Raw genomic sequence first — 12,395 nt, 5'->3', positions numbered from 1 at the left:
GAAAGTATTGATTTCAGTGCAGATCGTCTTGGGCGGTGCAATTCGCGATGAAGGGATCGCCGTGGAGAGCGATGAGTGCACTATTTCGATAAAGGAGTCGTTTTACATAGGTCGATGAAGCGCGTTGCGGCATCGCCTACTGTCATTTCTCAAATCTGACTATGGGGCTTGGGGCGAAGGGCGGCACTGACTAGGCTTAGAACAGCTACCAACTAGCCGCGCGGCCGCGATGCACAAAGAATGGTAACTGAGCCGTGAGTGCGGTGGGCGCCCGCATTTATTTCCAAACCCTACAGATACATCGATCTTCGACTTCAACCGGGCAGATAGCTGTTGCAGCAAGCCTATCAATCGACTTTGACGTGTTAAAGAGGATAGGTTTTCCAGGGTTGGGGAACAGCATGCCCTGCAGAACGACACACGTCACTTTTGTTAAATTAATAAGCTAGCTACCTATTGGGCATAACCTTGCAATTTGCTTCAATTTACGCACATGCACTTGCGACCTCAAAATGCAACGTAAGCCCCGAATATCTCCATTATTGTCGCCGCCAGCCTTAGTTACAGCTGCTATGATGAATGAGATCGAAAACTGAAATCCCCCACTAGAATTGTTGACTGGAGTCAAAATGAATAAAAAGCGGCCGGTTAATCTTGATATTCGAACCATTCAGCTTCCTCTCACGGCGCTTACATCGATTCTGCACCGGATTTCAGGAATTATGCTCTTTATTTTTCTGGGACTGATACTGTATATGCTGAGCAAATCGTTGGAGTCAGAAAAGGGTTTTAATGAAGTCAAGGAGATTTTTTCTTCACCTTTCGGCAAAGTTAGTTTCTGGTTGGTATACTCTTCATTTATTTATCATCTCGTAGCCGGAATTCGACACCTAGTTATGGATGTGGGTGTTGGTCATACTTTGAAAGGCAGCAATCGCGCCTCTACTATTGTTTTAGTAGTGTCGGGTGTTTTAATGGTTGCTGGCGCCGTATGGATTTGGTAGCTGTGGAGTCGTAATGCGTATTTACAAGGACTAAAAGCGTCCTTTAAAGCTAACTTACGAAAGTATTTATAATCGACGGTTCACGCTTAAACGGTTGAATCCTTTCGGGCTTCCGAATAGCTGTTAGCTGAAAGCTATCATGAGCTAAATTTTCTGTGCATCATCAAATGTGTTAATGGGAGCGCCATAGTACTAGGTACAAATATGGCTCTAGGACAATGTTAGATGTTTTGGATTTTGAGGCGGATCGCTCTTATCGAAGATCGTCTAATTCGCTCTGAAGCGCAGGTTTTTTGAAACTATCACCTGGTTGGCACACTGTGCGAATCAACATCAGATATGAGAAAGCCAATCAGGTGAACACTACCCTCGAGGGCTCATCTGTCCAGTTAAAGCCTCGAGTCTTTCTGGGTGCGCAAAAGACAAGAAGGTTATATGGGAAAATTATGAGGCCTGGATACCATGCGTCATGGGCGTGCCGATGCTGTGAGTGACAGAGCGAGAAGCAAGTGAAAGTCCCTGAAGTAGGGGCGGGATGCGCCCGAGTGGCATTTTTTGTCTTAAGGTAGATCGCGTAGCTGTTCTTCAGAATAATCTTCAGAGCGTTGACGACAGCCATCGCTGTGCATTCCTCAAGAATAGAATGTGTCGGAAGGGTGGCGTCATTGGTGTTAGTCATCGCTTAGGATTTCTCAATCTGGCTTACACGGGCGCCTGTACCGATATCCCCGCGGATGGCGACGTATCGATGTTGAATTCCTCGCCAGACGAAGTGCAATGAGCTGCGGCTATAGGCTTGCGCAGCCTTAGATAGCCGGCCGTCGCAGGCGCGCCGGTTGGCCGGGATCTTCTTCTGCCCGTCAGGTGTCCGGTCGGAACTCCAGCACGAACGCTACGACCTTTTCGGCGGACATTTCGCACGGCTTCAACAATGTCCTATCTGATGTAACGCGGAAGAGGTTGAAGCTGACAATGTCAGTCCCGTCCAACTCCCTGGCGAACAGACTGTTGCGACGTCCGTCCCCAGATCGCCGGACGATCAAGCTGAAACGCCGGCCTTCATAAGTCCCTTCTCTGTATCCCTCCGCAAGCTTCGCGAAAGCGGCATCGAACTCGGAATGCTCCATGTCATCCATCCTTATTGATAGAACAGAGGCGCGGCGGGTGCGAGACCGCCAGTGCCGGGTCGCGCTAAGGTGCCGGGCAGATTCCTGCAGCCGACGAGGCCCGGGGTGGGCAGGATAATTGAGATGTCGGCGCCCGCATGGCTATCAGCGAAGTCGTCCGTCCAGTCTGCTAGGCAACGTCCACGCCTTTCCAGAAAGCGATGTAATCCCGGATACCCTCGGCATCCGGAGTGGGGGCGGGATAGGTCCAAGCGGCGTTCACGTTGAGCGCGTCACCCGCGCGAACATGAAAGAAGCGCGCGGCGCCTTTGATCGGACAGACAGATGTGTGCGGGCTCATCTCAAGCAGGCTCAGGTCGACTCCTGACGGTGGGAAGTAGTGATTTCCCTCGACGATGACTGTTTCGTCGCTTGTGGCGATAGTAGTGTCTTTCCAGATGGCTGAGACCAACGGACTCTCCTTTTGTATTCATCAACCGGCGAAGGCTCGCGGGCTGGCTGCCCCAAGCCGCACCTCCTCAGGTGGCAGGCGGGTTGCGCCCGAGAAGTTTGTCGAGCTCGCCTCTGACATCGAGCGCGAATAGCTCATCGGAGCCACCGATAAGGGTGCCATTGATGAAGATCTGCGGCACGGAGCTTCGCCCCGACGCTTCCGCCATGGCCTGCCGGTGAGCCGGATCCGCCTCAATATCGAGCTCCTTCCATCGCACGCCCTTTTCCTTGAGGAGCGCCTTCGCTCGGCGGCAGAACGGGCACCAATTCGTGGTGTACAGCAATACATCAGTTGTCATATTGCATCTCCGGCAGTTGCACGCGGATCGCTGTCATGGCGTTGATCTCCAATTCGCGGCGTTCAAAGATGGCGACTGCACCTTGGCCGACATCGGAGCAGATGCTGACGATTGGCCGCTATCCAGGCGACATGGCCCAAAGTGCTTTCACCGCCAGGCAGAGGCCGCACGCGCCTCCTGTAGCGCCGAGCCGATGCTCTAAGGTAACCGAGCCTCGATTGGGACGGAAGCGGTCCCGCTCGAATCGCCCATCATGCTGGTCGAGCATATCAGGACGACGGATAGTGCAGGAACTTTCAAATTGAGCTTGATGTCGAGCCAGGTATCGCGAGCGAAGGCGTTCTAGAGGCCGGGGGGTACGAAGACTGTGTTCGGCAAAACGGTTCACGTTGATCGCCAAAGCTTCCCAGGGCGCACGTCTACGATCGGCGCGACGTGAGATAGCTCGCGCCGCTAGCCCCCGTAGCGCTCCGTCTTGATGATGGAGGCGTCCAAGCCCGCCAGCAGCGCGCTATCGGTTGCGATGTTGACGAATCCGTTAGACCCGCAGACGAACACTTGCGTCGGCTTTCCCTGAAGCCTGGTTAGAATTTCTTGGACCATCATGCCGTCGATCCGTCGCGCAAAGTCCGATGCGCGAACCGGTTTCTCGCGCGTAATCGCGAGCGCCAGGACGAACGCCGGATCGCTGATTTCGATGCAATGAAGTTCTTCTGAGAAGAGAACGTCCTCGGCGGTTCGTGCGGACAGGAGCAACGCTGTCGGAACGGCTTGGGCCAATGCGCGGCGCTGCCGGATCATTGCCATCAACGGCACGAGGCCGGAGCCTCCCCCGATCAACAGAACCGGATCTATGGCAGGCTCAGGCCAAAGGAAATGGCCACCGAGCGGACCGCGAACTTCGATTTCGTCACCAATCGCCGCGATGTCGTGAAAAAACGGCGAAACTTCGGCATCCGGCATGCGCTCGATAGCTATCTCGACGATCGGGGTCGAAACTGCCGATGACGCGATCGAGTAGCTGCGCATTGCACTGTAGCCGTCGGGCGCGGTCAGCCGGATATCGACGTGCTGACCTGCGGTGTGCGCGAACGGCTTGCTCAACCGAAGGAAGAAGCTCTTGATACTCGGTGTTTGCTGGATGATGTCGTCGATCACGCATGATTGCCACGAACGGACTTGCGCTTCGTTTTCAGTCATGGGTGTATCGTTGTTCGCGCCACGGATCGCCGTAGATGTGATAGCCGTGCAGCTCCCAAAAGCCGGCCTCGTCACGCGTCGTGAATTGCAGCGCATTCACCCATTTGGCGGATTTCCAGAAGTAAAGGTGCGGCACTAGAAGACGCGCCGGCCCCCCATGATCGCGGGAAAGTGGCTTGCCCGCATAACTGAGGGCGACCATCGCTTTCCCGGAAAGCAGATCCGTCAGAGGGACGTTTGTCGAATAATTATCGTAGCAGTGCGCCAAGACGAAATCGGTAGGCCGATCAAGCTCTGCATCTGCAAGGATGTCTTCAATGAGTACACCCTCCCAAACGGTATCCAGTTTGGACCAAGAGGTGACGCAGTGAATATCCTTTGTCACCTGGGTCTTTGGTAGAGTGTTGAATTCGCCCCAATTCCACGTTTTGACGGGCTTCGGACCAATTTTGACTGTGAATTTCCAGTCGGAGGGCTCTACCCTCGGCGTAGGGCCGGCCGACAGAACAGGGAAATCCTCCACCAGATGCTGACCTGGCGGAATCCGATCGGACTGGTCGCCTGAACCGCGACCGGTGAAACCTCTGGTGACCATAGTGACCCCTCTTGCTCGATACGGCAGACCGAAGCCGGCCTTCATTTCAGTACTCTGCGTAAAGCATTTGCCCGCACATCCGCCGAATAAGCCAATCGACTAAAAATCAGATACAGATGCTCTATCATCGTAAAAAATCGCGTATCGAACATAGCGTCAGGCCAGCATGATTCCCAATACCCAATGGCTATAGGGTAGATAACCCCAAGGCTGCGTACGCTGATCTGCGGTATGCGGAGCGGAAGTTGCAGGTTCGCTCTCAAACGGATGGGCAGCGTGCAAAGCTCAAGGCTCACCAGCGCATGGTTGCCCAGTTCGCGCTCGCCGGCAGCTTGAGTATATTAAGGACGAAATGTCGATCTGATCTATTCTGGCTTCAGGAAATAGGGAAAATAAGGTCGGACGTTCGCGCACCGTCGCGACGCGCGATCATCCACTAAGCTTCTGTATCGGGGTTGGAGGATCAGATGAACGAGATCGAACGACAAGCGCCTGAGCTGCGGGTGCAAAAATGGATTGGCAAAGATGGGGAAAGTATCGCGCCGTTCAAACTGTCAGATATCGGGCCCGGCCCGAAAATCTTGTTTGCCTTCCAGCATTGGTGCCAAGGTTGCCATTTGCATGGGTTTCCGACGCTACAAAAGTTGCATGCAGCGTTGAGCTCAAAAGACGTGGGGTTCGCAGTGATCCAGACCGTCTTCGAAGGAACGCATGAGAATACCTTCGAGAAGTTGCGCGTGAACCAGCTCAAGTATGAGCTTCCTATCGTTTTCGGTCACGACGAGCAACCGACCGGCTCGCCGTTTCCAACCTTCATGGAAGACTACCGCACACGAGGAACTCCGTGGTTTACGGTTATCGACGCTGGCGGTAGCATTGTTTTCTCGGACTTCCATCTCGACGCGGAGCGACTAGTGAAGCAACTTGAGCAAGGTTAATCGTTGGAAGGTGGGCAATCATCCTGATTGCCACCCATCCCCTGATGCCCACTACAGGCGTTGCGCGCTGTAACTCTGTTGATCAGCGTGCGAAAACCCGGATCCGGATAGGAGGAGCGTCAACGATTGAATCAATCCGTTGGGAGAGGGCGGCTCCGCTCCGTCAGCTCGGCAATAGATAACCCATTCTCGCCGAGCAACTCTCTGATCCGATCGACGATATGAGCCCCTAGCGCCGCTGTCTTGGTCCCCCCCACAGATTCCCAAGATGCGAGTTCACACGCCGATACCTCGTGGTCAGCGCCGAAGTGCTTCTGTCGGTATGTCACCGCCGCCCTTCAATGATAAAGGCGCGGTAACGGGAACCGGCAAAGCGTTGAGCAGCGATGGTTTGGTAGGCGGGACTGTCATACCAGTCGCGAGCGGCCTGCATCGTCGGGAAACGCAAGATTACGGCCCCTTCGATGGGCGGCCCCTCCAAATGCTGGATCGCGCCATAAGCGGCGAGAAAGGTAACGTCGTGACCATCGAACGATGGTCCGACGCCTGCAGAATAGGTTGCGAGTGCATGTGGGTCGCTGGTTTCTTCCCGCGTAAAGACGACGAACGCTTCCATCATTAGGCCTCTCAAAGGTTGGATCTGTTGGCCATTACCACCGGTGATGGCCTCACAGTCGTCAGGCTGGCAACTGGAACCCGATTTTCATGAGTGCCTCGACGCACGCATCCTGATCCTGCTGATAGTTGCCTCCGGAGATGCCTATGCCGCCGATCAACTTCCCATCCTCCAGAATCGGATAACCGCCGCCGACAGCGACCATCCGAGGGCGATAGGCTAGCGGCGCCACTTTTGGATCGTTGGTCACATAGTCGTTCCAGACATGGGTCGGGAACCCAAACGAGGCGGAACTCCAGGCCTTGTCGATGGCAACATCGACGGTAAGGAACGGCGCATCGTCGGTGCGCTCGAACGCGCGCAGGTTACCGGTGGCGTCGACGACGGCGACGGCAGCCGGGATGCCGATGGCACGGGCCGCAGCGAGCGCCGCGTCGATGAGGGCGACTGCGGTTTCGCGGTTGATCGAGGCGGTGGCAATAGATTTGGTCATGGGATTCTCATCGCTGGGGCATAACCCGTTCGGCTTTTTGAGGTTGGACAAGATGTTTGGCGATCGCGGTCGTTAGAAGCCTTCGAGGACGATCTTGCCTTTAGCCGCGCCACTTTCGATCAGTGCATGCACCGTCTTCAGATTGGCGGCATTGATCGGCGACAGTCGCCGGGTCAGCGTCGTGCGGATTTTGCCGTCGTCAACCAGCGCTGCCATCGCATCCAGAATCTCGCCCTGCTCATTCATGTCGGGCGTGCCGTAGATCGACCGCGTGAACATCAGCTCGTGGTGGATCGACACCGCCTTGCGCTTGAAAACCATGATATCGAATGCCTTGGGATCGTCGATCAGTCCGAACCGTCCTTGTGGGGCGATCAGTTCGGCGATGTCGGCGACATGTTGCTCGGTATGTGTGGTCGAAAAGACGAAAGCGGGAGCACCGATGCCGAGTTCGGCGATCTGTGGCGCGAGCGGACGAGAATGGTCGATGACGTGGTGAGCTCCAAGCCCTCTTACCCACTCTTGGGTTTCCGGTCGAGAGGCTGTGGCGATGACGGTGAGGTCCGTGCGCTGTCGCGCGATCTGGACGGCGATCGACCCAACCCCGCCCGCGCCACCGATGATGAGGATCGCCTCCGCCGCACCGGGTACGGGCTTCGCCACGTCCAGGCGGTCGAACATCGCCTCCCAGGCCGTCAACGTCGTCAGCGGCAGCGCCGCCGCTTCCGCCCAGGAGAGCGACGCAGGTTTGTGACCGACAATCCGGGCGTCGACGAGATGGAACTCCGCATTGGTACCGGGCCGTGTGATCGATCCGGCATAATAGACCTCGTCGCCTAACTCGAACTGCGTGACGTCGGGGCCGACCTCGCGCACAATCCCGGCGGCATCCCATCCCAGCACCTTCCAATCGCCATCTGCCGGCGGCGTGCTGTTGCGGACCTTGTAGTCGACCGGGTTGACCGAGACGGCCTTCACCTCAACCAGGATATCGTATCCTGCAGCGACAGGCCGAGGCAGATTGATGTCGACCAGCGCGGCATCCGCGGCGATGGGTCCCGGAACCTTGTAACCAATGGCTTTCATAAATGTCTCCAGCTTGCTTGATCGGATGACGCGAATGCTCGTTAGTCAACTTCTTCTACATTGAGGTCCCGACTCTTGAACTGGGTCGCGGTAGCAGATTTCATCGAACACGTCGATCAACAGGCCTTTATGCTCTGTCGCCGGATCGGTGATCGCGTAGATGTTGGAGGCATCTTCGCCGTCGTCCCCGCTCTCGAGGCGCAACGCCGCATCGACGCGAATGCTGCATGCATCGAGGGTTGACCCTAGTTCGAGATCGACGAGATTGCCGTCCTTGACGCGGTATTCGCGGTCATAGCCGTTGGCGATGAATGACTGGACTGCTTCTAGAACGTCGGTCACCTGGGAGGTCATGGAAGCACCTTCATCTTGAACTGGATTGGACAAGCTTCCGTATAAGGCCCGCTGTAACCGTCAGATGACGGCGAAGAAAACGATGGGCAGTATTCACAGCCACTTAGCCTTCTTGAAGCGCATGAACAGGAGAAGGCAGAACACCGCTATCACTCCGAGCACGACGAAGTAGCCATATGGCGTGTCCAGTTCCGGCATGTGCTTGAAGTTCATGCCATATATTCCGGCGATCGCCGTCGGGACCGTCAAGATCGCCGCCCAGGCCGCGAGCTGGCGAGTGACCACACCGATCCTTTGCGCTTCCAGAAGGCTGCTGGCCTCGAAGACCGTGGACAGGACAAGCAGGAGGCCGTCGACCATGGACTGCACGCGGTGGACATGGTCCGCGACGTCGTGGAAATATGGTGTCATTTCGGCGCTGATGCAGGGAAAGTGGCCGCGAACGAGCTTTCGCACCAGCTCGGCCATAGCCCCGAGCGTGCGCTGGAACCGCGTGAGTTCGGACCTTAGTTCGAAGATTCGCGCCACCTCTTCTGGCCCGAGGAAATCGTGCAGCGACCGTCGCTCCATCGCCAGGACGTCGTCCTCGATCATTTCGAAGATGGGCAGATACTGGTCGACCACTCGGTGCAAGATCGCGTGCAGCACATAGTCGACACCCTTGCCGAACTGCGTCGGCGATGCCTCGAGTTGCTCCCGAAGTTTGCCCAGCGCTCCGGCATTGCCGTGCCGCACGGTGATAAGGTGATTGTGACCGGTGAAGATCGCCATCTTGCCGTAGCTGATCCGGTCGCCGACCAGCTCGGCGGTCTGGGCGACGACGTACAACTCATCGTTGTAGACCTCGAGCTTGGGCGGGCACAGCGGGTGCATGGCGTTGTCGATCGCCAAAGGATGGAGGTTATACGTCGTCTGGATCGCGCTGAGTTCGTCTGCGGTGGGCTCGCTAAGCGCGATCCAGCAGAAGCCCGAGCGATTCTCGTTTAGTTCGACGTGCTCATCGAGCCTGATTTCACGGACTCGCTTACCTTCGTTGTAATAATATGCGGCGATAATGGTCATGCAGGCCTCGCAGGAATTCGCAGGCCACGCTGTACAGCCGGTCGCGCCAGCCCGCGTTCGAGCCATGCCTGCACGTTCGAATAGCTGCTTAGGCCGAGGATGTCGCCCGCTGCGTAGAATTCGACCAGCGCATTCACCCAGCCAAACGTCGCAATGTCCGCGATCGAGTAATCATCGACAATCCATTCGCGGCCCTCCAGCCGGTGATCCAGGACCCCGAGAAGACGCCTGGATTCATCAACAAAGCGCTGCCGAGGTCGCTTGTCCTCATAGTCCTTGCCGGCAAATCGCAGGAAAAAGCCTAGCTGTCCGAACATCGGCCCGATGGCCGACATCTGAAAGAACACCCACGCTAGGGTCTCGTAACGCTGGCCTGGTTCGGTGGAGATGAACTGACCCGTCTTGTCGGCCAGATAGAGGAGGATCGCACCGGATTCCCATAAGGCGATGGGTCTACCGTCAGGGCCAGCCGGATCGATGATCGCCGGTATGCGTCCGTTCGGGTTCAGCGACACGAACGCCGGATCCTTCGACTCGTTGTTCGAGATGTCGATCAGGTGGGGCTCGTACGCCAGGCCAGTCTCCTCAAGCATGATCGAGACCTTGACGCCATTGGGCGTAGGGGCTGCGTAGAGTTGCAGGCGATCGGGATGAGATGCCGGCCAGCGCTGCGTGATCGGAAAGGACGAGAGGTCTGGCATAAATCTGCGATCCTGGTGTTGCGATGGCGACTGACTGGAACGAGCCGTCACTCTGAAGTAGGGTTCGATGACCGCGTCGCTGAACGACGCGGTCACGAAGATTGCGGACCGGACCGGCGCAGTGGCAACGGCAGTGAAGCCTATTCCGCCGCGGTCCCGGCCGCTGGCTGTACGTCGTCAACCTTTTGGCGCTTCGGAAGCACCCAGCCGGGACGGACGAAGTGGCAGGTGTAGCCGCCCGGGCGCTTCTCCAGATAATCCTGGTGATCGGGCTCGGCCTCCCAGAACTCGCCGACCGGCTGGACCTCGGTCACCACTTTGCCATCCCACAGCCCCGAGGCATCCACATCGGCGATCGTATCCTCGGCGACGCGCTTCTGCTCCTCGTCGACATAATAGATGCCCGACCGGTAGGAGAGCCCACGATCATTGCCCTGGCGGTTCAGCGTCGTCGGATCGTGGATCTGGAAGAAGAATTCCAGGATGTTCCGGTAGCTCGTCACTGTCGGGTCGAAGACAATCTCGATCCCCTCGGCATGCGTGCCGTGATTACGATACGTGGCGTTCGGAATATCGCCGCCCGTGTAACCCACACGGGTCGAGATGATGCCGGGCCGCTTGCGGATCAGATCCTGCATGCCCCAGAAACATCCTCCTGCGAGAACAGCGCGCTGATGCATGTTAAGCCTCCTCTACTTGATCGAGATATTCACCGTATCCCTCGGACTCCATCTCGTCGCGCGGGATGAAGCGAAGGGACGCTGAGTTGATGCAGTACCGCAGACCGCCGCGGTCGGAAGGACCATCGGGGAACACATGGCCGAGATGACTGTCTGCGTGTACTGACCTGACCTCCGTCCGGACCATGCCGTGTGCGCTGTCCCGCACCTCGTTCACGTTTGCCGAAACGATCGGCTTGGTGAAGCTGGGCCAGCCAGTACCCGAATCGAACTTGTCCGTCGAAGCGAACAGTGGCTCTCCCGACACTATGTCGACGTAGATGCCAGGCTCCTTGTTGTCGTTGTACTCGCCCGTGAAGGGCCTTTCGGTGCCCGCCTCCTGGGTAATTCGGTGTTGCTCGGGAGTCAGGTGGTCGATTGCTGTCTGTGACTTTTCAAACTTCATTACAGTCTCCAATACTTATCTAGAGGGCCAGGCACGCTACCGCTAATTTTTTATGTCTCCTGATTTGCTCCTACAATGGTAGTGGGATGGCAAACGAGGTTTTACTAAGTGTTGGAAAATTAGAGATTTAAATTTCGCGTCTATTAATTCTAGCGCAACTGAGTGGTTAAGCAAGTACGTAATCAGTAAATATTAAAAAAATAACACAAAAGCACGATTATATAATACAGTGTCAGTGTTTTATGATAATCAACAACGCCTGTTTAGATGCTGGTAGATGCGAATTTTTTGGCGTACAGTCAAAATTTTCTGATGGTTGCTTAGTGTGTTGGCGCTGATGGAAAATTGACCCACCCTGCCGATTGAAATTTGACCCAGGGCGGATTGCTGATTTTGTTACCAGCAACTGTGGATAAGTCTACCAGCGCAGCTGCTGTTGCCCCCACTCCTTCGCTAGCCCAGTTCAGTTGTTTAAGACCTGCCACACGCAGCCATGTAGCAGGCCGTCGTCGCCATGAAATCAGAACGGCTCATCGTCCTCCGGTTCCTGGCCGCCCTTACGCTTTCGCTCCCGTGATTTGATCTTGGCCTGGGCCGCCAAGCTACTGTGTTGCAGGCGATAGGACTCGTTACCGGTTTCGACGATGTGGCAGTGGTGGGTCAGCCGATCCAGCAGGGCGGTGGTCATCTTGGCGTCGCCGAACACGCTCGACCATTCGGCGAAGCTCAGGTTGGTGGTGATCACCACGCTGGTGTGTTCGTACAGCTTGGATAGCAGGTGAAACAGCAACGCACCGCCGGCCTGGCTGAAGGGCAGATAACCCAGTTCGTCGAGGATGACCAGATCCATGCGCAGCAGAGCTTGGGCGATCCGCCCGGCTTTGCCGTCGTGCTTTTCGCGCTCCAGCAGATTGACCAGATCGACCGTGGAGTAGAAGCGCACGCGCTTGCCGTGCCGGGTGATGCCGGACACGGCCAGCGCAGTGGCCAGGTGGGTTTTACCGGTGCCAGGCCCACCGATCAGCACCACGTTCTGCGCGGTGTCGGTAAAGGCCAGACTGGCCAGTTCGCTGATCAAACGAGCGTCTGCGCTGGAGGCGCTGAAGTCGAAGCCGGCCAGGTCGCGGTGCATCGGCAGCTTGGCCATGTTCATCTGGTGGCTCACCGAGCGCATGGCGCGATCTGTGTGCTCTTGTTCCAGCAGGTGTTCGAGCAGCCACTTGGACGAGGCTGTGTTCGACTCACCCTGCGCAGTCAACTCCGCCCAGGCCGTGGCCATGCCGTGCAGGCGCAGCTCCTTGAG

General features: G+C 56.6%; 15 protein-coding genes. 2 read left to right on the top strand and 13 right to left on the bottom strand.

The features are described 5' to 3' along the window. Positions 1–629: 629 nt before the first annotated feature. Positions 630–1,004 (top strand): succinate dehydrogenase, cytochrome b556 subunit, encoded by a 375-nt coding sequence (gene sdhC, locus ACY3FQ_RS17165; protein WP_005005993.1) that lies wholly within the window; start codon positions 630–632, stop codon positions 1,002–1,004. Positions 1,005–2,300: 1,296 nt separating this feature from the next. Here sdhC and ACY3FQ_RS17160 read toward each other — a convergent pair. The 4 genes from ACY3FQ_RS17160 to ACY3FQ_RS17145 all read right to left on the bottom strand — a co-directional run bounded on the left by ACY3FQ_RS17160 (position 2,301) and on the right by ACY3FQ_RS17145 (position 4,717). Beyond that, positions 2,301–2,582 carry a DUF427 domain-containing protein gene (locus ACY3FQ_RS17160; RefSeq protein WP_003464986.1) on the bottom strand — a complete coding sequence of 94 codons (282 nt, stop codon included), beginning with the start codon at positions 2,580–2,582 and terminating at the stop codon, positions 2,301–2,303. A gap of 67 nt (positions 2,583–2,649) precedes the next feature. After that, entirely contained in the window at positions 2,650–2,922 is a 273-nt protein-coding gene (grxC, locus tag ACY3FQ_RS17155; protein ID WP_005005995.1) for a glutaredoxin 3, read from the bottom strand. A 453-nt stretch (positions 2,923–3,375) separates the two neighbouring features. Continuing rightward, a complete protein-coding gene (locus ACY3FQ_RS17150) occupies positions 3,376–4,122 on the bottom strand; it encodes a ferredoxin reductase (RefSeq protein ID WP_002118292.1) in 747 nt (248 codons plus the stop codon). Further along, on the bottom strand, positions 4,115–4,717 hold the full coding sequence (locus ACY3FQ_RS17145; protein WP_003464980.1) for a sulfite oxidase-like oxidoreductase: 603 nt from the start codon (positions 4,715–4,717) through the stop codon (positions 4,115–4,117). Before ACY3FQ_RS17145 ends, ACY3FQ_RS17150 begins: the two co-directional genes overlap by 8 nt. 467 nt (positions 4,718–5,184) lie before the next feature. On the opposite strand from ACY3FQ_RS17145, the gene ACY3FQ_RS17140 reads away from it, so the two are divergent. Continuing rightward, on the top strand, positions 5,185–5,655 hold the full coding sequence (locus ACY3FQ_RS17140; protein ID WP_003464979.1) for a TlpA family protein disulfide reductase: 471 nt from the start codon (positions 5,185–5,187) through the stop codon (positions 5,653–5,655). 325 nt (positions 5,656–5,980) lie between these two features. Here ACY3FQ_RS17140 and ACY3FQ_RS17135 read toward each other — a convergent pair whose 3' ends face one another. The 9 genes from ACY3FQ_RS17135 to istB all read right to left on the bottom strand — a co-directional run. Beyond that, positions 5,981–6,274 carry a DUF1330 domain-containing protein gene (locus ACY3FQ_RS17135; protein WP_010591688.1) on the bottom strand — a complete coding sequence of 98 codons (294 nt, stop codon included), beginning with the start codon at positions 6,272–6,274 and terminating at the stop codon, positions 5,981–5,983. Positions 6,275–6,332: 58 nt separating this feature from the next. Beyond that, positions 6,333–6,764 (bottom strand): GlcG/HbpS family heme-binding protein, encoded by a 432-nt coding sequence (locus tag ACY3FQ_RS17130; RefSeq protein ID WP_005006001.1) that lies wholly within the window; start codon positions 6,762–6,764, stop codon positions 6,333–6,335. A 72-nt stretch (positions 6,765–6,836) separates the two neighbouring features. Beyond that, complete coding sequence (locus ACY3FQ_RS17125; RefSeq protein WP_002118279.1) at positions 6,837–7,850, bottom strand: zinc-binding alcohol dehydrogenase family protein; 1,014 nt, start codon at positions 7,848–7,850, stop codon at positions 6,837–6,839. Between the two features lie 45 nt (positions 7,851–7,895). Beyond that, positions 7,896–8,204 (bottom strand): hypothetical protein, encoded by a 309-nt coding sequence (locus ACY3FQ_RS17120; RefSeq protein WP_005006003.1) that lies wholly within the window; start codon positions 8,202–8,204, stop codon positions 7,896–7,898. Between the two features lie 93 nt (positions 8,205–8,297). After that, positions 8,298–9,266 carry a magnesium and cobalt transport protein CorA gene (locus tag ACY3FQ_RS17115; RefSeq protein ID WP_002118270.1) on the bottom strand — a complete coding sequence of 323 codons (969 nt, stop codon included), beginning with the start codon at positions 9,264–9,266 and terminating at the stop codon, positions 8,298–8,300. After that, on the bottom strand, positions 9,263–9,967 hold the full coding sequence (locus ACY3FQ_RS17110) for a glutathione S-transferase N-terminal domain-containing protein (protein ID WP_005006007.1): 705 nt from the start codon (positions 9,965–9,967) through the stop codon (positions 9,263–9,265). The genes ACY3FQ_RS17115 and ACY3FQ_RS17110 overlap by 4 nt, the downstream gene beginning before the upstream one ends. A 140-nt stretch (positions 9,968–10,107) precedes the next feature. Beyond that, positions 10,108–10,647 carry a peptide-methionine (S)-S-oxide reductase MsrA gene (gene msrA, locus ACY3FQ_RS17105; protein ID WP_003464967.1) on the bottom strand — a complete coding sequence of 180 codons (540 nt, stop codon included), beginning with the start codon at positions 10,645–10,647 and terminating at the stop codon, positions 10,108–10,110. A gap of 1 nt (position 10,648) precedes the next feature. Continuing rightward, positions 10,649–11,092 carry a peptide-methionine (R)-S-oxide reductase MsrB gene (gene msrB / locus ACY3FQ_RS17100; RefSeq protein WP_003464965.1) on the bottom strand — a complete coding sequence of 148 codons (444 nt, stop codon included), beginning with the start codon at positions 11,090–11,092 and terminating at the stop codon, positions 10,649–10,651. Between the two features lie 520 nt (positions 11,093–11,612). Then, a partial coding sequence (gene istB / locus ACY3FQ_RS17095) for an IS21-like element ISPst3 family helper ATPase IstB (protein ID WP_107010019.1) occupies positions 11,613–12,395 on the bottom strand: 783 nt, incomplete at its 5' end.

The sequence above is a fragment of the Acinetobacter sp. AB03 genome (genome assembly GCF_058107045.1).
Note: the sequence above shows the minus strand (reverse complement) of the source record. Positions and strands in the feature narration are given on the sequence as shown.

What these genes read in the sequence shown, in the direction of transcription:
- ACY3FQ_RS17145 (WP_003464980.1), bottom strand. Translation starts at nt 4,717, where the DNA reads ATGGTCACCAGAGGTTTCACCGGTCGCGGTTCAGGCGACCAGTCCGAT.
- ACY3FQ_RS17140 (WP_003464979.1), top strand. Translation starts at nt 5,185, where the DNA reads ATGAACGAGATCGAACGACAAGCGCCTGAGCTGCGGGTGCAAAAATGG.
- ACY3FQ_RS17120 (WP_005006003.1), bottom strand. Translation starts at nt 8,204, where the DNA reads ATGACCTCCCAGGTGACCGACGTTCTAGAAGCAGTCCAGTCATTCATC.
- ACY3FQ_RS17130 (WP_005006001.1), bottom strand. Translation starts at nt 6,764, where the DNA reads ATGACCAAATCTATTGCCACCGCCTCGATCAACCGCGAAACCGCAGTC.
- grxC (WP_005005995.1), bottom strand. Translation starts at nt 2,922, where the DNA reads ATGACAACTGATGTATTGCTGTACACCACGAATTGGTGCCCGTTCTGC.
- ACY3FQ_RS17110 (WP_005006007.1), bottom strand. Translation starts at nt 9,967, where the DNA reads ATGCCAGACCTCTCGTCCTTTCCGATCACGCAGCGCTGGCCGGCATCT.
- ACY3FQ_RS17125 (WP_002118279.1), bottom strand. Translation starts at nt 7,850, where the DNA reads ATGAAAGCCATTGGTTACAAGGTTCCGGGACCCATCGCCGCGGATGCC.
- ACY3FQ_RS17115 (WP_002118270.1), bottom strand. Translation starts at nt 9,266, where the DNA reads ATGACCATTATCGCCGCATATTATTACAACGAAGGTAAGCGAGTCCGT.
- ACY3FQ_RS17135 (WP_010591688.1), bottom strand. Translation starts at nt 6,274, where the DNA reads ATGATGGAAGCGTTCGTCGTCTTTACGCGGGAAGAAACCAGCGACCCA.
- msrB (WP_003464965.1), bottom strand. Translation starts at nt 11,092, where the DNA reads ATGAAGTTTGAAAAGTCACAGACAGCAATCGACCACCTGACTCCCGAG.
- msrA (WP_003464967.1), bottom strand. Translation starts at nt 10,647, where the DNA reads ATGCATCAGCGCGCTGTTCTCGCAGGAGGATGTTTCTGGGGCATGCAG.
- sdhC (WP_005005993.1), top strand. Translation starts at nt 630, where the DNA reads ATGAATAAAAAGCGGCCGGTTAATCTTGATATTCGAACCATTCAGCTT.
- ACY3FQ_RS17150 (WP_002118292.1), bottom strand. Translation starts at nt 4,122, where the DNA reads ATGACTGAAAACGAAGCGCAAGTCCGTTCGTGGCAATCATGCGTGATC.